Genomic DNA, 17,202 nt, shown 5'->3' on the forward strand with positions numbered 1-17,202 from the left:
CTGTCAGTGGAAGTCCGGCAGGGCTTCTTCCTGCTCGGTGGGAGGTTCGGCACGACACAGCTGCAGGGTGAACTCAGCTCCCCGCTCCCAGTTGCTGACCAGAATCCTGCCTCCCATGTTCTGCTCGATGATGATTCTGGATATATAGAGGCCGATACCGGTTCCGGCACTACCCTTGGTTGAGAAGTAGTAGTCGAATATCTGATCCTTGATTTCGGCAGGTACACCACCACCTGTATCGAGAATACGGATGCGGATGACTCCGGCATTTTCCTCGAAAACCACGCGGATAAAATGCTCCCCGGCGCTGTCACCATGCTGTTTTATGAAATCCAGAATAGCGTCACGGGCATTGAGCAGCATATTCAGGACCACCTGCTTGAATTCGTTGGGCAGGCCCAGCACATGGAGGCTGGCGTAATCCACCCCCCCGGCGTCAATGGTGATATGGATATTGTGTTTGGTGAACTGTACTCCGAAGAGGTCCACGATGATTTCTATGGCTTTGCCCACGTGGAAGACGGTCTTTTCCCGCGTCGGTTTGAAAAAGTCACGGAAGGACTTGAGGGTCTGGGTCATGAACTCGACCTGCCGCATGATGGTGTCGGAGGCGTCCTGAAAATAGGCTTTATCATGGCTCTCAAAGTCATACATCATGAACTGGGCCTGCAGGCCAATGGCGTTCAGGGGCTGGGACCACTGGTGAGCGATGACGCCGATCATGTCTCCCATGGCCGCCATCTTTGACTGCTGCACAAAGAGCTCCTGATGTCTGGTGCGCTTGGCCATCTCCTCCTCAATGCGCTGCTCCAGGGTCAGGTTGATTTCCTTGAGCTTCTGTTCCATCTCCTTGCGGGCCGTGATATCCATGACCACTCCCACCAGTTTGGCAATTGCCCCATTTTCATCGTGGATGGGCTTGAGGCGTACAAAGACGTAACAGGGCTTCGCGTCGCTGCGATGTACCCTCAAATCCAGCTCATACTCTTCGCCATCGGCCATGGCTCCGGCCACGGCCATCTGCAGCTTATACCAGTCGTTGGGATCCCAGTAACCGGGGTCATAGATAGATGGTGTATTGACAGAGCCGTTGGCCACTTCACCAGGATCGTAGCCAAACAGCCGAAAAAGCTCATCGGACCAGGTGACCTGATCGGTGTTCAGATCCCACTCCCAGCTCCCCACATGGGCCACCTGCTGCGCTTCAGCCAGGTTCTCCTTCGCTTTGCGCAATTCTTCTTCAATGGTTTTGCGTCGCGAGATATCGGTGTTGATACCCACAATGTGCAACGCCTGACCATCGCTGCCGCGACGCAATACGCGCCCTTTGTCCAGCACCCACATATACTCGGAGGTAGCCGCATTGCGCACCCGGTACTCACTCTCAAAGACGTCGCCACCACCTTCGATGATCTCCTGCACCCGAGCCTGCATGATATTGATATCATCGGGGTGAATGCGTTCAAGCCAGTCTCTCAGTACCTCGGATTCAGAAATATCGTCGGAAAGCCCCTGCATCTGCCTCCACATGATAGAGCACTTCAGCCGGCCTTCGGAGGGAAACCACTCCCAGACGCCATAACCACTAAAGAAAAGGGCCGTGTTCCACATCTCCTCGTAGCGCAGCCCCGTGATATTGACAATGGCACCACCACGCAAAAAAGAGCGGCATGCCAGCGCACCAGCCCCGGTCACCATCAGGGCAATGGTGGCGCAGACCAGCCAGGCCTGCCACGCGAAAAGTTGTGACAGTTCTGGCACTCCCAGGTACAGCCAGTGCCATGCTCCATGCAGCAGCCACAGGAACAGCAGCGCTGCCAGGAAAAAGACACCGGCGGTTGAGCAGTTCACGCGCATCTCACCGCCCGTTGTGCACAGCACTGCCTTTCAGGCCCACCATTGCGGTGTGCCCCGATCACTGGTAATGAAAACACAGGGCATCCGCGCTTTCATTGTAATCCACTTGGACGATGCCACCCTTTTCCAGCTGCCCAAAGAGTATCTCTTCGGCCAGGGGATCGTGAATCTCCTGTTGAATAAGGTTGGCCAGAGGCCTGGCACCGAATTTCGGACTGTACCCCTTGCGGGCCAGAAAGTCGGCAGCCTTTTCGCTGATGGCTATGGACACATTCTTTTCTTCCAGCTGGATTGACAATTCTGCAATGAATTTATCAACAATGCGACGCATAACCGACTGATCAAGGGGCGCAAAGGCGATCATGGCGTCCAGCCGGTTGCGGAATTCCGGTGAGAAAAATCGCTCGACGGCATCAGCGGCGCGTGGCTGCAGAGAGCTGCCAAAACCGAGGCTGGCGGGTTCGGTGACCCCACAATTGCTGGTCATGATCAGGATGACATTGCGAAAATCCGCTGTGGCCCCCGTGTTATCGGTCAGAGTGGCATGATCCATGACCTGCAGCAGGATATTCATAATATCCTGGTGGGCCTTTTCCACTTCATCCAACAGCAACACACAGTGGGGATGGCGGCGAATGGTCTCCGTCAGCAGCCCCCCCTGCTCAAAACCCACATAACCCGGCGGTGAGCCTATCAGGCGCGCCACGGCGTGCTTTTCCATGTATTCGCTCATGTCAAAGCGCTGAAAGTGAACGCCCAAAAGCTCTGCCAGCTGCCGGCTGACCTCGGTCTTGCCGACGCCGGTAGGACCAGTGAAGAGAAATGATCCCATGGGTTTGCGCGGATTGCCAAGCCCGGCACGGGAGCGTTTGATGGAGCGACTCAGTTGCGTAATGGCGTTATCCTGCCCGAAGATGCGGCGGAGCATATCTTCTTCCAGGGTACGCAGACGCTGTTTCTCGGAGAGGGTGGCCGTTTTTTCCGGAATCTTCGCCATGGTCGCCACGACCTTTTCCACATCGGAAACGGTGACAGTCTTGCGCCTGCGGCTGCCGCTGAGCATGCGAAAAGCGGCACCGGTCTCATCCATGAGGTCGATGGCCTTGTCGGGCAGAAATCGCTCGGTAATATAGCGGCTGGAAAGTTCCACACAGGCGCGCAGGGCGGTGCGATTGTACTGTACCCCGTGATGGGCTTCATAGTGGGACTTCAGCCCGCGCAGGATGGCAACGGCCTCTTCAATGGAAGGCTCGCCAACGTCCACATTCTGGAAGCGACGGCTCAGGGCAGTATCTTTTTTGAAATTGTTGCGATACTCCGAAAAAGTAGTAGCACCTATGCAGCGCAGTTTTCCCGAAGCCAGGGCCGGCTTGAGGATATTGGAGGCATCCATGGAGCCTCCGCCTGTAGAACCGGCACCTACAATGGTATGAATTTCGTCGATAAAGAGAATACTGTTGGCGGCATCCTTCTGCAGCTCTGCCACGATGGCCTTGAGACGCTTTTCAAAGTCGCCGCGATAACGGGTACCCGCCAGCAGGCCACCCATATCCAGCAGGTAGACCCGCGCGTCCTTGAGCGGCGCGGGAACAGTGCTCTCTGCTATTTTCAGGGCCAGTCCTTCGGCTATGGCCGTCTTGCCGACTCCTGGTTCGCCGATGAGAATCGGATTGTTTTTCTTGCGTCGGCAGAGGATCTGCATGGTGCGATGCAGCTCACGTTCGCGGCCGACAATGGGGTCAATCTGGCCATCCCGGGCAGCCTGCACCAGCTCCCGCGTGTACTTTTCCAGCATGGAGTGTTTGCTGCCGTCAGCGGTTTTCTCATCGGTCACTCCTTCGTCGTGCCGGGACTCGTCCACCGGCCGCTCCTCCTGAACGGCCAGACCATGGGATATAACTTCCAGCACGTCCACCCGCTCAATCCCTTGGGAGCGCAGATAGTAGATTCCCATGGAGTGATTTTCCATGAACATGGCTGCCAGCAAATCAGTGGTGTCAGCAAACTCTTTGCCGGCGCTCTGGATATGGATGATCACCCGCTGCACCACCCGCTGAAATGCCACCGTCTGCACAGGATCTTCACGGGTTCCCTCCGGCAAGCACTCCAGTGTCCCCAGAAACTCGTTCAGCTGATTTTTCAATATTTCCAGGTTGCCGTTGCACTCGCGTATGACCTGGCTCACCGTGGTGTCATCGAGCAGGACATACAACAAATGGTCAAGGGTCAGGTATTCATGGCCTCGCTCCTTGGCATCCTGAAAGGCTGCGGACAGTACCTGGTTCAGGGCTTTGCTGATCATGGTCACACCTCCCGCATCACGCAGCGCAGGGGATACCCACGGGATTTGGCCAGTTCATGCACCTGCTGAACCTTTGTCTGGGCAATTTCAAAGGGATAGATTCCACAAACGCCCTGACCATTATGGTGAACGTGATAGGTAATTTTATCGGCATCGTCGCGGGTTTTACGGAAAACCCGCACCAGCACTTCGACCACAAAGTCCCAGGTGCTGAAGTCGTCATTGAGCAGCAACACCATATAGGGGCGCGGCTCCTTGACAGCCAGATCCAGTTCCTCTTCAATACGCGGCTTACTGCTTGACATAAAAAATCCTGTTCCGTGTTGTGCGTGCCACCGGTGCTCGCACAAAGCACCCCGGGAGCATTTCTCTTTACTGCTCCTTGTAGCAGATTCAGTGCATTTCTTCCAGTAGCTGGCGCGTCTGCTCCAGGGTCAATCGCGGGCCGAACTGTGTCACCACGTGCGCTGCCGCTGTACAGGCCAGTTTTCCAGCTGCCGGAAAGCTCAGCCCATGGGTTATGCCATAGAGGAAGGCTCCCGCAAACATATCGCCAGCACCGTTGGTGTCCACTGGCTGCACCCTGGGAGTTGGCACTTCAACCATGGCGTTGCCGTCCCACAGCAGGGCTCCCTGCTCACCGCGCGTTACGGCGAAGGTGCCAGCAATGTTCCGAAGCGCGTCGGCGGCAGCGAAGATGTCTGCTTTGCCGGTGTACAGGAGTGCTTCCGCTTCATTGCAGAAGAGGATGTCCACGCCATCACCAACCATGAGGTCGAGCTCCTTACGGAAAAAACGCACCATATTGGAATCCGAGAAGGTAAGTGCCACCTTGACGCCATGACGCCGGGCGATCTGGCGGGCCTTCAGCGTCGCCTGCTGCCCACTCGGCGAAGGGGCCAGATACCCTTCCATATAGATGTACTGCGAGTCAAGAATCGCCTCTTCCACCAGCTCCGCTTCCGAAATGGCCGCAGTTATGCCAAGGTGGGTATTCATGGTGCGCTCGGCATCTTCACTGACCATGACCAGGCAGGTGCCGGTCACTCCGGCTTCGCGGTTTGCAGAGCCGATATTCGTATTCACTCCGGCTGCCACCAGGTCGCGATAGTAAAAGTCGCCATTGTAATCGCTGGCAACCTTGCAGGAGTAGAAAGCGCGACCCCCAAGCTGGGAAACCGCTATCAGGGTGTTTGCAGCCGAGCCGCCACTGGCGCGCTTACAGAAAGTGTCCCCCAGGGCACCCAGCACTTCCTGCTGACGAGCCTCATCCACAAGGGTCATCACCCCTTTTTCCACGCCCATACGAGCCAGCAGGGCATCACTTACCCTGTATTCGTAATCAACCAGTGCGTTGCCAATGCCATAGACGTGATAGGTGGGGACCATTTGAGTACTCCTTGAAATAGAACTGGAGAGGAAGAGGCTTTGTGGTGTAGTATACACACATTTCTGCCATTTGGGAGGGTCAAATACCATGCGCAAAACCAAGATAGTTGCCACCATAGGTCCAGCTTCGAACTCAAAAGAGGCTATAACCAGCCTGATCCGCGCTGGTCTGAGTGTCGCGCGCCTGAACTTCTCCCACGGCACCCACAGCGATCACGCGGAGGTGATCCGCACGATCCGTGAAGTTTCCACGGAAATGGGCATTCCCGTCGCCATCCTGCAGGATCTTCAGGGGCCCAAGATGCGCACCGGAAAACTCAGGGACGCCACGCCGGTGGAACTGCGGGTCGGCCAGACATTCACCATCACCATAGACGATATCATCGGCGACAATGAACAGGTCAGCACCACCTACACCCCCCTGCCGCGGGATGTCAAGAAGGGCGATCGCATTCTCCTCTCCGATGGCCTGATCGAGCTGCGGGTTATCTCCGCCGACGACCGGAGTGTGCAGACAGAAGTACTCAACGGCGGCACCCTGGCAGAGAAGCAGGGTATCAATCTGCCGGGAGTTCAGGTCAGTATCCCGGCCATCACGGAAAAGGATTACGAGGACCTGTGCTTCGGGCTGGAACAGGAGGTGGACTACATAGCCCTCTCCTTTGTGCGTTCCGCCACCGATGTACAGGAACTCAAAACCATCATCGCCGGCAAGGGCAAAAATACCCCCATAATCGCCAAGATAGAAAAGCCTGAAGCTGTTGACCGCATGGAGGAGATTCTCTCCATCGCCGACGGCATCATGGTGGCGCGGGGAGACTTGGGTGTTGAACTTCCGCCGGAGCAGGTTCCCCTTATCCAGAAGCGCATTATCCACATGGCCAATGCGCGCGCGATCCCGGTGATAACGGCAACGCAGATGCTGGAGTCCATGATAAACAATCCACGGCCCACCAGAGCTGAAGCCAGTGATGTGGCCAACGCTATCCTGGATGGCAGCGACGCGGTGATGCTCAGTGGCGAAACGGCACGGGGAAAATATCCTGTGGATGCCGTGCGCATGATGGCGCGTATCGCAACCGAAGTGGAGCGGGGCATGCTGCAGGATCACGCCCTGCGTCTTGAGGCCATGAACTTTGCCGATGTGGACGCGGTTCCCCACGCGGTTGGTGGCGCCATTGAAGCTATTTCCAACAGGCTTCCCATTAAGGCGGTCTGGGTCTATACCCAGAAAGGGGGCACTGCCCGCCTGGCCTCACGCCACCGGCCCCGCATTCCCGTGCTGGCCTTCACTCCCCATGTCAGCCTGTACAGGCGGCTGAGCCTGCTCTGGGGTATTCATCCCGTACTTATCGAACCCGTACACTCCATTGAGGAGCTCATGGAGAGCGCGCGGCGCATCTCGGAGTATCGCGGCGTGGTGAAAACCGGCGACAAGGTCATTATCACCAGCAGCTACCCCTTCGAGCACCACGGCGAGAGCAATTTTCTGCAAATCATTACCCTGGATTGAGGCGAGGCACCCTTGGAACACATCAGAACCCTCGACATACGGATTCAACTGATCGAAGGCGGCATCATTCCCCGCTATACCTATGAAGGGGACGCAGGCCTTGACTGCTACGCCCGCCTGGATCAGGATCTGCTTCTGATGCCCGCCCAGTGGGCGTCCAACGTTGATGACGCCCAGGAACGTACGGCCCGCTGGTGCCAGCAGAGGCGTATTGACCGCAATCACCTGCATGTGGATTTCATTCATCCGGTTCCCCTGGGCGTGGCCATTGAACTTCCCGATGGCTACGAGGCCCAGATACGTCCCCGCAGTGGGCTGAGCCTGCAGGGCCTGATCTGCCCGAATTCCCCGGCCACCATCGACAGCGGCTACCGCGGTGAAGTTCACTTCATCGCCGCCAATCTCAGCGCCAAACCCTTCCTGATCAAAAATGCCGACCGTATCTGTCAGATGCTGATCCTGCCCGTGCCCCGCGTCAATCTGGTCATAAGCGAAGAGCTCTCACCAAGCCAGCGCGGCACGCAAAAATTTGGCTCCAGCGGCATTGAATAACCAGGCTGCCCTTGTCAAAACGCGGAACTTTCAGTACATTCCGTGTCCTGTGCAGTATTCCGCTCACCCCGGCAACATTACACTTTCAAGGCAGACACCATGTTTACTGGAATCATTGAGGAAGTCGGCAACGTTCTCTCCATACACCGCAGCAACAGCGGAGCCATCATCAGTGTTGGCTGCAACCATGTGCTCAGTGGTGTCAAAGATGGTGACAGCATTGCCGTCAACGGTGTCTGCCTTACCGTAACCAGGCATGACAGTGCCGGATTTCAGGCAGATATCTCCAATGAGTCCCTGAGAGTGACCTCCCTGGGACAACTCAAAAGCGGTGACGGGGTCAATGTTGAACGGGCCATGGCAGCCACCGGTCGCTTCGATGGTCATATGGTAGCGGGCCATGTGGATACCACAGCGCAGATCATGGATATTTCACGGGATGGCAACTCCTGGAAGTTTCGCCTCAGACTGCACCAGCCCGAGTGCATCCGCTACTTTATCGAACGCGGATCCGCTTCCATCGACGGCGTCAGCCTGACCGTATTTGATGTGGATACCGCGACAGCATCCTTCACTTTCAACCTGATACCCCACTCCCAGTCACTGACCACACTGACCACAAAAAAATCCGGTGATGTGGTGAATATTGAGTGCGATCTGGTGGCCAAGTACATTGAGCGACTGCTCGGTTTCGGCACATCCGGCGCCACCCCGGCATCCCAGGGTGGCGTCTCCATGGAGCTGCTGCGTCAGCACGGCTTCATGTAATCCTTCAAACAGACTGCCATTTTTTATTTTTTCCAAATATACGAGGTGAATCCTATGCAACAGCTGAAGCAAGTCGACCGTGAAATCTTCGATATCGTCTGTGAAGAGACAATGCGTCAGGAAGAAGGCATTGAACTCATCGCCAGTGAAAACTTCACCAGTCCGGCGGTCATGGAGGCCGTGGGATCAACCCTGACTAACAAATATGCCGAAGGGTACCCTGCCAAGCGCTACTATGGCGGTTGTCAGGCGGTGGACAAGGCCGAGGACCTGGCTATTGCCCGTGCCAGGGAGCTCTTTGGCTGCGAATATGTCAACGTACAACCCCACTCCGGCTCCCAGGCCAATATGGGCGCCTACATGGCACTGTGCGATGCCGGTGACACCATTCTCGGCATGAATCTGGCCCATGGTGGGCACCTGACCCACGGCAGCCCCGTCAATTTTTCAGGACTGCTCTATAAGATCGTCTCCTATGGGGTCAGCCAGGACACCCAACAGATTGACTATGATGAAGTTCGTCGCCTTGCCCTTGAGCATAAACCCAAAATTATCGTCTGTGGTGCTTCGGCGTATCCGCGTGTTATTGATTTCGCCACTTTCCGCAAGGTTGCCGACGAAGTTGGCGCCTTCCTGGTGGCCGATATTGCCCACATCGCCGGCCTGATCGTCGCCGGTGAACACCCCAGCCCCGTGGGCATCGCCCATGTGGTCACCACCACCACCCACAAGACCCTGCGTGGTCCCCGTGGCGGAATGATCATGACCAATGACGAGGACATCGCGAAAAAAATCAATTCACGGGTCTTCCCCGGCATGCAGGGTGGCCCGCTGATGCACGTCATCGCCGGCAAAGCGGTCGCTTTCAAGGAAGCACTCAGCCCTGAGTTCAAAAGCTACCAGCAGCAGGTGGTTCGCAATGCACGAGCCATGGCGGAGGAACTGAGCGCGGCTGGCTTTCATCTGGTCAGTGGTGGCACGGACAACCACCTCATCCTGATCGATCTTACGAGCAAAGACATTACCGGCAAGGATGCGGAAAAGGCACTGGGTAATGCCGACATCACCGTGAACAAAAACGGCGTACCATTTGATACGCGCAGCCCCTTTGTCACCAGCGGTATCCGGGTCGGAACTCCGGCCATCACCACCCGTGGCTTCAAAGAAGCGGAAGCGCGCGCGGTGGCACGCATGATCGTGCGCATACTGGAAAACATGGGGAACGAAGCTGTAGAGAAGGAAGTACGCACCGAGGTTCATCAACTCAGCGCCCGCTTCCCCCTCTACCGCGACCTGCTGCAGCAGCTGAGCTGCTGATCCATGGAAAATCGCGCGCGTCCCGGCTGGGATCAGTATTTCATGAATATAACCGCTGAGGTTGGCCGACGCTCAAGCTGCCTGCGTCGCCAGATCGGCGCGATTATCGTAAGGGAAAAGCGCATCATTGCGACCGGCTACAATGGCGCTCCACCAGGTGTGCGTTCCAGCATGGAAATCGGCAGCTGCCTGCGCGATGAGCGCAATATACCCAGTGGCACGCAGCATGAAATATGCCGCGGACTGCACGCCGAGCAGAACGCCATTCTCCAGGCCGCGCGATTTGGGACATCGGTTGAAGGGGCAACCCTCTACTGCACCCATCAACCCTGCTCCATCTGTGCAAAAATCATCATCGGCGCAGGGATACGTGAGGTCAAGTACGTCCATGGCTACCCCGACGAAATGACCAGACAGTATTTCGAGGAAGCCAATATCGACTGCATCCAGCTGGAGGAGAAGAGCTGAATGGCCTTTACCATACTGTTTGCCGGTATTTTCGGTACATTTATCCTCCTCGGCTGGCGTTTTCGCGAAAACACCCACACCTCAGGCTGGCTCTACGCCGGGAAGAATATTCCCGGCTGGCTCAGCGGCCTTTCCACAGCGGCAACGACCATAGGGGGCAGCGCGACCATTGTGCTGGCCCATATGGTCTATCACCATGGACCCAGCGGACTGCTGATAGACCTTCCCATTGGCATTGGCCTGCTGGTTTTCGGCCTCTTCTTTGCCCGTACTCTGCGCAACAGCGGTGCCGACACCCTGGCCCACTATCTGGAACTGCAGTACGGAAAGATGGTCGGCCGCATCAGCGCTATTTTCATCGTCCTCGTTGAACTGACCTGGTTCGGTCTGCTGATAAAGTCCTTTACGCTTTTTCTCCCGCCAGACTTTTTCCTGCAGGGCAACAGCGCGATTATTGCCGCAGGGCTGTGTTTTCTGCTCTACATCTTCCTCAGTGGCCAGCGCGGTGTCTTTTACACGGATATTCTCCAGGCAGCCATCATGGTCGGTGGTTTTATCACCCTCGCGGTGGTCATGTTCACCGCCGAAAGCACCTACACCCCCCAACACGTCCCCCAGTCACTGGAGACCGCCAAACAGCTGGCCTTTTTCATCATGATGTTTCTTTCCGGCCTGACCGGGCCCGATGTCAGCAGCCGCGCCCTGTATTCGCGAAATGTGGCTTCTGCCCGGCAGGGACTTATTTTCGGTGGCATCCTGAAAATTAGTATTTCTCTGACCATCGGATATATCGCATGGAAATCACTGACAGTGCTGCCAGCGCTCACCAACAGCTACCTGCTCTTCCCCACCATCATAGACACGGTTTTCAGTTCACCCTTTGACGCACTGTTGCGGATCATGTTTCTGCTGGTCATGATATCCTCTGCTGACACCGTGTTAATGACAGCGGTTACCACCCTCAACCGGGATCTGTTTCGCCATGCGCTGTCTCTGAATGTTCTCAAGTTCGCCAGCCTGGTCATGGGCATCAGTGGAATTCTGCTGGCCCTGTACTTTTCGGATATCCTGGACATGATGAAGACTGCGTACACCTTCTACGCAGCCGGCCCGGCCATGCTGGTTCTGTACGCCTTCCTCGGCCTGCGGGCACGGCCATGGGCTGCCGCCCTTACCATGACTGTTTCCGGAGCTCTCGCCCTGTTGCTTGAGTTATCATCCCAGGAGCTGGTCAATCCGGTGCTTGCAGCTATAGGATTCAATGTATTCCTGTTCCAGGTAATGCGCTCTTTTGCCCACCGCAGGGGTATTTCTTGACTTTTACGTTCAGTTATATAAGAATAATTCCTAACTATGGAATCCATTCCTGTTAACCCCCTAAGCACTAGATCATGAAGGAGGCCTCAATGGCAAAAAAACTTGAAGGCACACAAACCCTTGGAAATCTTATGAAAGCGTTTGCCGGTGAATCCCAGGCGCGCATGCGTTACACGTATTACGCTTCCCGCGCCCGCAAGGACGGCTACAACCAGATTGAAGAAATTTTCCTGGAGACTGCCGACAACGAGCGCGCCCATGCGAAGCGCTTCTTTGACGCAATTCTCGATGGCATTGACGAGCAACCCAAAATGGTCAATGTGAATGCGGATTATCCCGTGGCCCTGGGAGACACTCTTTTTAACCTCAAGGAAGCTGCAGCTGGCGAACATGAAGAGCACACCATCCTCTATCCTGGTTTCGCTAAAATTGCCAAAGAAGAAGGATTTGCCGGAATCTCCAGTATCTTCATGAACATTGCGCGGGTAGAAGTGGAACACGAAGAACGCTACCTGGCCTTTGTGGACAACATCATCAAAGACCGCGTATTCAAACGGGAAACCGCAGTCAAGTGGAAGTGCCGTAACTGCGGCTATGTCCACGACGACCTGGTAACTCCTGACCTCTGCCCCGCCTGCGCTCACCCCAAAAATCACTTTGAGATCAAGGCTTACAACTGGTAACTGAAGTTTCGCACCCCCGAAGCGGCAGGTTGTCGGCGCCGACCCACATGCCATGCTGAAATGGAGGAAATGGTTCTGCACAGACTGCGTCGCTTGACATTGCCCTCACCCTGTTTATGAGTTTCTTTTGCCACTTTTGGGTCGCCAAAAGTGGCTGGGAAGCGACCCCCAGTGCTGTCCTTTTCAGCCGTCCGCTTGCCTGGAACTGGGGACCGCAAACAACCGCCCTCCGTGGCTTTTGGTTTGCGGTTGCCGCCCTCGTGGCGTCAACCCTGCGGGTCCATAGCGTTCCAGTCAGCGCGTCCTGGCTGGGCCAGCACACGGGGGAGATGCAGAAGCAGGCCGTTCCCCCCCCTGAGCCCGTCCGGTGAGTGCGACGCCTGGCTGGCAAGACCTGAACAGGACACTCACAGGAAGTGAGTGGTCCGGCAGCACTGCAGGGAGGCAGCGGTCAGGCAACGCAAAGAGGCCCAGGTGCAAGGCGCGGGCAAAGCGAGAAGGGAGGCGTACTCCCTGTACGTCGCAGTGACGAGCGATGCCCGGCAACGCAGCAGATGGGCCTCTTTGGGCAGCCTGCTGCCGGATCTCCAGAACAGGCAAGCCAACGAGCCGGAAAAACGGGCGTTCGGGGGGCGCGTTTTTGGGTCCTTTTTGCGCGGTCAAAAAGGACAATATCCGGAAACAAAAGTGGAATACAAGATAAGTCAAGTATTCAAAACCAATACAGTCTCAGCGCGATAAATATCAGAATAATAACACCTTAACCTAAGACAACAAGATGCGAAACTTGAGTGGTAACCCACAACTGATAACGGGGGGGCACTTTGCCTCCCCGTTCAGCTTAGGCCCCGATAATCTTCACCAGTACCCGTTTCTTGCGCATTCCATCAAACTCCCCATAAAAGACCTGTTCCCACGGACCAAAGTCCAGTTTCCCCTCGGTTACCGCAATGACCACCTCCCGTCCCATGATGGTTCGCTTCAAATGGGCATCGGCGTTATCCTCATAACTGTTATGACGATAACGCGAATAGGGCTTTTCCGGTGCCAGCTGCTCCAGCCACTGCTCAAAATCCTGGTGCAGCCCCCCCTCATCATCATTAATAAAGACACTGGCAGTGATGTGCATGGCATTGCACAGCAGAAGCCCTTCCCGAATTCCACTTTCCCTCAGGCATTCGGTCAACTGCGGTGTAATATTGATGAGCTGCCGACGCTGAGAAGCACAGAACCATAATTCTTTACGGTAACTTTTCATAATATGTCTCCAGAAAAAGTATTTCCAACTAAGGTGTTCCATGGTAATGTTTACCGCTGGAATTGTGTATACTTTCCACTCAAACGTCATAACCAGTAAGCGATGGTTGCAACGAGGCCCCTGAGTCCATGAACGAAAAGATCACACCAAGTAAGAGCAGCTTTGCGACTACTATACTCATAGCAGAAGATTCCCGGGTTCAGAGAAAAATACTTGATAATCACCTGCAAACCCTTGGCTACAATGTCCTCAGCGCCTCAGATGGCGTGGAGGCATTAGAGATATTCCGCGCCATACAACCTCGGGTAGTGATCACAGACCTGGAAATGCCCAATATGGACGGATTCGAACTCATTCGACAGATCCGTAAACACGAAATTCAGTATACCCATATCACAGTCCTCAGTTCTCTGGCGGAAAAAGAGAACATCATCCGGGCCATATCACTCGGCGCCAGCGATTATCTTGTCAAACCCTTTCATCCCGATGAAATGCGCGTTCGCCTCGAAGCATCCGAGCGACTTATCCGCATCCAGAGCCAGGAACGCATCATCCTCCTGATGGCAAAACTCACCGACTATCGCAGCCCGGAAACCGGTTTCCACATTGAGCGAGTTCAGCACTATACCCGGCTGCTCGCCCAGGATCTGGCTGAGCATGGTCACAGTGATCTGAACAACAGTATTATCACAACGTTATTCTCTCTCTCCAGTCTGCATGATATCGGCAAGGTGGCCATACCCGACGAAATTCTCAATAAACCAGGGAAACTTACCACAGAGGAGTTCGAACTCATGAAAGAACATGTGGTAATCGGCGGAACCATTCTCGATGAAGCCTATCAGGAGATCGGCTCAGAGTTCCTGCGCATCGCCAGGGATATCGTCCTCTATCACCACGAACGTTTCGATGGATTCGGTTACCCTTACGGTCTCAAAGGTAATGATATTCCAATCAGCGCACGCATCGTCGCCCTTGCGGACGTCTTTGATGCGTTGAGCAGTGAACGCTGCTACAAGCCAGCCTTTCCCCGTGAACAGTGCTATCAGATTATCCTCGAAGAGCGAGGATTGCACTTCGATCCGGAAATCGTAGATGCCTTCCTGCGTAACGAAGAAGAATTCTGGCTTATTCGCAAGCAGTTTCCCGACAGCTGAACCCCAACTGCACCAGCGACCTCATATATCGTAATCGTTACGATTTCGTTTTACTTCAGCGTGCAAATTTCGTACAGTGCTCCCCATGCAACCCTCAAAAACAAGGAGCACCAGCATGCGCGCAATATCCCTCTCTCTCCTGGCAGCGTTGATTCTTCTTACCACCCCGGTATGGGCGGAGCAGACCGCTCCTCTGACCCTGTACGCATCCACCTATCCCCTCTCGGAATTCAGTCAGCGAATCGGCGGCGAAAAAGTCAACGTAAAGTCAATTCTTCCTCCAGGCGCCGACGCTCACGACTATGAACCCACTGCCCGCCAAATGCTGGAGATAACCAGGGCGGATATATTCGTCTATAATGGCGCGGGCTTTGAACTCTGGATTCACAAACTGCTGAAGGCACTGGAAGGCGACCATCAACTGACTATAGTCAATACTACCGAGGGCATGGATCTTCTTGCAGCTGATGATGATCACCATCATCACGACCACTCCCATGGTTTTTTCAGCAGCGCCTGGGGAAAAGTGCGCTCCCTCTTTGGACATCATCATCACCATCATCACGACCACGGCCCCGACGATCCCCATGTCTGGCTTGACCCTACCCTTGCCCTCCAGCAGGCGCAAAAAATTCATGACACCCTGATTCAACTGCAGCCAGAGCATGCCCCCTTCTTTTCCTTGAACTTCCAACATCTCAAAGATGAACTCCTTGAACTGGACAGGCAGTACACTGAGAGCCTGCGGGACTTGACAAACCGTCACTTTGTCGTACCCCATAAAGCGTTTTCCTACCTGGCAGAGCGCTATGACCTTGAGCAGATAGCCATAGCCGGCGTTCACCCGGGCTCAGAACCCAGCCAGCGTGAGGTCATGGCCATCATAGACTTTCTGCGAGCCAATGACATCGGGTACGTCTTCTTTGAGACCACCGTCAGCAACCGGGTAGCCCAGACAATTGCCACCGAAACCGGAGCTCAGACCCTGGTGCTCAATCCCATAGAAAATCTGCGACGAGAAGATCTCGCAGCTGGTCAAACGTACTTCTCGCTTATGCGAAAAAACCTGGAGAATCTGCTTATTGCCCTGAAATAAAGAAGGATATGTCCTGGAGCGCCGTTTTCCAGCTCGCCTGGCTGCAGGTGTTGACAGCGCGTCAGACATTCGCCTGAGCTTCCGCTACCGCTTTTGATTTCCCTGTACAACAGCCGGAGGAGTTCTCCGGCTGTTTGTCTGCTGTTACCTTTTGCCTGTCTTTTCCAACGCAATCAGCCCCGCAGGAAGATTCCTGCGGGGCTGATCTATAAGGTAATTTGCCAGGCACCGTCCGATTTTCCCAGGGCTTAAGCCCAAGTATCGTAGGCGGAACAGAGCTTAACTTCCGTGTTCGGAATGGGAACGGGTGTGGCCTCTGCCCTATAGGTACCAGGCAAAACGGTTAAAAACGGTTTTGCGTGACTGACTGGCAGTCGAGTTGAATATGCGTTTCTTTCAAACACTCAGGGTTGTATCTCTTTTGATCTGAAGCGTCAAGATCAAAAAATGCACGGTGCGCATCAAGCCAGAAAAAGAACAATGGAGAATTAGTACTGGTCTGCTGAACACCTTACGGTGATTACACATCCAGCCTATCAACCAGGTCGTCTTCCTGGACTCTCATGGGGATATCTTATCTTGAGGCTGGCTTCCCGCTTAGATGCTTTCAGCGGTTATCCATTCCGAACATAGCTACCCGGCGGTGCTTCTGGCGAAACAACCGGTGCACAAGAGGTTCGTTCATCCCGGTCCTCTCGTACTAGGGACAAATCCTCTCAAATATCCTGCGCCCACAGCAGATAGGGACCGAACTGTCTCACGACGTTCTGAACCCAGCTCGCGTACCGCTTTAAATGGCGAACAGCCATACCCTTGGGACCTGCTCCAGCCCCAGGATGCGATGAGCCGACATCGAGGTGCCAAACCTCCCCGTCGATGTGAACTCTTGGGGGAGATAAGCCTGTTATCCCCGGCGTACCTTTTATCCGTTGAGCGATGGCCCTTCCACGCGGAACCACCGGATCACTTTGACCTACTTTCGTACCTGCTCGACTTGTGGGTCTTGCAGTCAAGCTCCCTTATGCCAATACACTCGATGGACGATTTCCAACCGTCCTGAGGGAACCTTCGCGCGCCTCCGTTACTCTTTCGGAGGCGACCGCCCCAGTCAAACTACCCACCAGACAATGTCCTTCACCCCGATAAGGGGCGTAAGTTAGATAGCCAGTGCAGTAAGGGTGGTATTTCAAGGATGGCTCCACGCATACTGGCGTACACGCTTCATCGCCTCCCACCTATCCTACACATACTACACCGAGTATCATTGCCAAGCTATAGTAAAGGTGCACGGGGTCTTTCCGTCTTGCTGCGGGTAAGCGGCATCTTCACCGCTAATGCAATTTCACCGAGTCTCCAGCCGAGACAGCTCCCAGATCGTTACGCCATTCGTGCAGGTCGGAACTTACCCGACAAGGAATTTCGCTACCTTAGGACCGTTATAGTTACGGCCGCCGTTTACCGGGGCTTCGATTCAAAGCTTCGCTTGCGCTGACCTCTCCTCTTAACCTTCCGGCACCGGGCAGGC

The 17,202-nt window shown here is 55.0% G+C and carries 14 protein-coding genes and 2 rRNA genes (1 of these 16 running past the window's edge); 9 read left to right on the forward strand and 7 right to left on the reverse strand.

What is annotated here, in order from left to right:
* Positions 1-3 precede the first annotated feature (3 nt).
* The 4 genes from ACZ46I_RS11485 to ACZ46I_RS11500 all read right to left on the reverse strand — a co-directional run bounded on the left by ACZ46I_RS11485 (position 4) and on the right by ACZ46I_RS11500 (position 5,548).
* Positions 4-1,851: a PAS domain-containing sensor histidine kinase gene (locus ACZ46I_RS11485; protein ID WP_464280877.1), complete on the reverse strand. Its 1,848-nt coding sequence runs from the start codon at positions 1,849-1,851 to the stop codon at positions 4-6.
* Positions 1,852-1,915: 64 nt separating this feature from the next.
* Positions 1,916-4,159, reverse strand: coding sequence for an ATP-dependent Clp protease ATP-binding subunit ClpA (gene clpA / locus ACZ46I_RS11490; protein WP_464280878.1), 2,244 nt, complete (start codon positions 4,157-4,159; stop codon positions 1,916-1,918).
* Between the two features lie 2 nt (positions 4,160-4,161).
* Positions 4,162-4,464 carry an ATP-dependent Clp protease adaptor ClpS gene (locus ACZ46I_RS11495; protein ID WP_013505716.1) on the reverse strand — a complete coding sequence of 101 codons (303 nt, stop codon included), beginning with the start codon at positions 4,462-4,464 and terminating at the stop codon, positions 4,162-4,164.
* Positions 4,465-4,552: 88 nt separating this feature from the next.
* Positions 4,553-5,548 carry an adenosine kinase gene (locus tag ACZ46I_RS11500; RefSeq protein WP_013505715.1) on the reverse strand — a complete coding sequence of 332 codons (996 nt, stop codon included), beginning with the start codon at positions 5,546-5,548 and terminating at the stop codon, positions 4,553-4,555.
* An 88-nt stretch (positions 5,549-5,636) separates the two neighbouring features.
* Between ACZ46I_RS11500 and pyk the strand changes: the two genes are divergently transcribed.
* The 7 genes from pyk to rbr all read left to right on the forward strand — a co-directional run bounded on the left by pyk (position 5,637) and on the right by rbr (position 12,166).
* Entirely contained in the window at positions 5,637-7,061 is a 1,425-nt protein-coding gene (pyk, locus tag ACZ46I_RS11505) for a pyruvate kinase (protein ID WP_013505714.1), read from the forward strand.
* Positions 7,062-7,073: 12 nt separating this feature from the next.
* The gene (dut, locus tag ACZ46I_RS11510; protein ID WP_226508916.1) at positions 7,074-7,613 is read left to right on the forward strand and encodes a dUTP diphosphatase; all 540 of its coding nucleotides are present in this window, start codon (positions 7,074-7,076) and stop codon (positions 7,611-7,613) included.
* Positions 7,614-7,712: 99 nt separating this feature from the next.
* Complete coding sequence (locus tag ACZ46I_RS11515) at positions 7,713-8,381, forward strand: riboflavin synthase (protein ID WP_013505712.1); 669 nt, start codon at positions 7,713-7,715, stop codon at positions 8,379-8,381.
* 54 nt (positions 8,382-8,435) lie between these two features.
* Positions 8,436-9,698, forward strand: coding sequence for a serine hydroxymethyltransferase (glyA, locus tag ACZ46I_RS11520; protein WP_464280879.1), 1,263 nt, complete (start codon positions 8,436-8,438; stop codon positions 9,696-9,698).
* A 3-nt stretch (positions 9,699-9,701) separates the two neighbouring features.
* Positions 9,702-10,166, forward strand: coding sequence for a deoxycytidylate deaminase (locus ACZ46I_RS11525; protein ID WP_013505710.1), 465 nt, complete (start codon positions 9,702-9,704; stop codon positions 10,164-10,166).
* Positions 10,167-11,483, forward strand: a complete 1,317-nt coding sequence (locus ACZ46I_RS11530; RefSeq protein WP_464280880.1) for a sodium:solute symporter family protein — start codon at positions 10,167-10,169, stop codon at positions 11,481-11,483.
* Between the two features lie 89 nt (positions 11,484-11,572).
* On the forward strand, positions 11,573-12,166 hold the full coding sequence (gene rbr, locus ACZ46I_RS11535; RefSeq protein WP_013505708.1) for a rubrerythrin: 594 nt from the start codon (positions 11,573-11,575) through the stop codon (positions 12,164-12,166).
* 841 nt (positions 12,167-13,007) lie between these two features.
* On the opposite strand, the gene ACZ46I_RS11540 is transcribed toward rbr, so the two are convergent.
* Positions 13,008-13,424: a secondary thiamine-phosphate synthase enzyme YjbQ gene (locus ACZ46I_RS11540; RefSeq protein WP_464280881.1), complete on the reverse strand. Its 417-nt coding sequence runs from the start codon at positions 13,422-13,424 to the stop codon at positions 13,008-13,010.
* Positions 13,425-13,552: 128 nt separating this feature from the next.
* Between ACZ46I_RS11540 and ACZ46I_RS11545 the strand changes: the two genes are divergently transcribed.
* Positions 13,553-14,581: an HD-GYP domain-containing protein gene (locus ACZ46I_RS11545; RefSeq protein WP_013505706.1), complete on the forward strand. Its 1,029-nt coding sequence runs from the start codon at positions 13,553-13,555 to the stop codon at positions 14,579-14,581.
* 115 nt (positions 14,582-14,696) lie between these two features.
* Positions 14,697-15,677 carry a metal ABC transporter solute-binding protein, Zn/Mn family gene (locus tag ACZ46I_RS11550; RefSeq protein WP_464280882.1) on the forward strand — a complete coding sequence of 327 codons (981 nt, stop codon included), beginning with the start codon at positions 14,697-14,699 and terminating at the stop codon, positions 15,675-15,677.
* A 220-nt stretch (positions 15,678-15,897) separates the two neighbouring features.
* Here the strand turns inward: ACZ46I_RS11550 and rrf are convergent.
* Positions 15,898-16,012: ribosomal RNA gene (gene rrf, locus ACZ46I_RS11555) — 5S ribosomal RNA — on the reverse strand.
* A gap of 133 nt (positions 16,013-16,145) precedes the next feature.
* Positions 16,146-17,202, reverse strand: a 23S ribosomal RNA gene (locus ACZ46I_RS11560); it runs 1,833 nt beyond the window's last position.

The organism is Desulfurispirillum alkaliphilum (assembly GCF_055378285.1).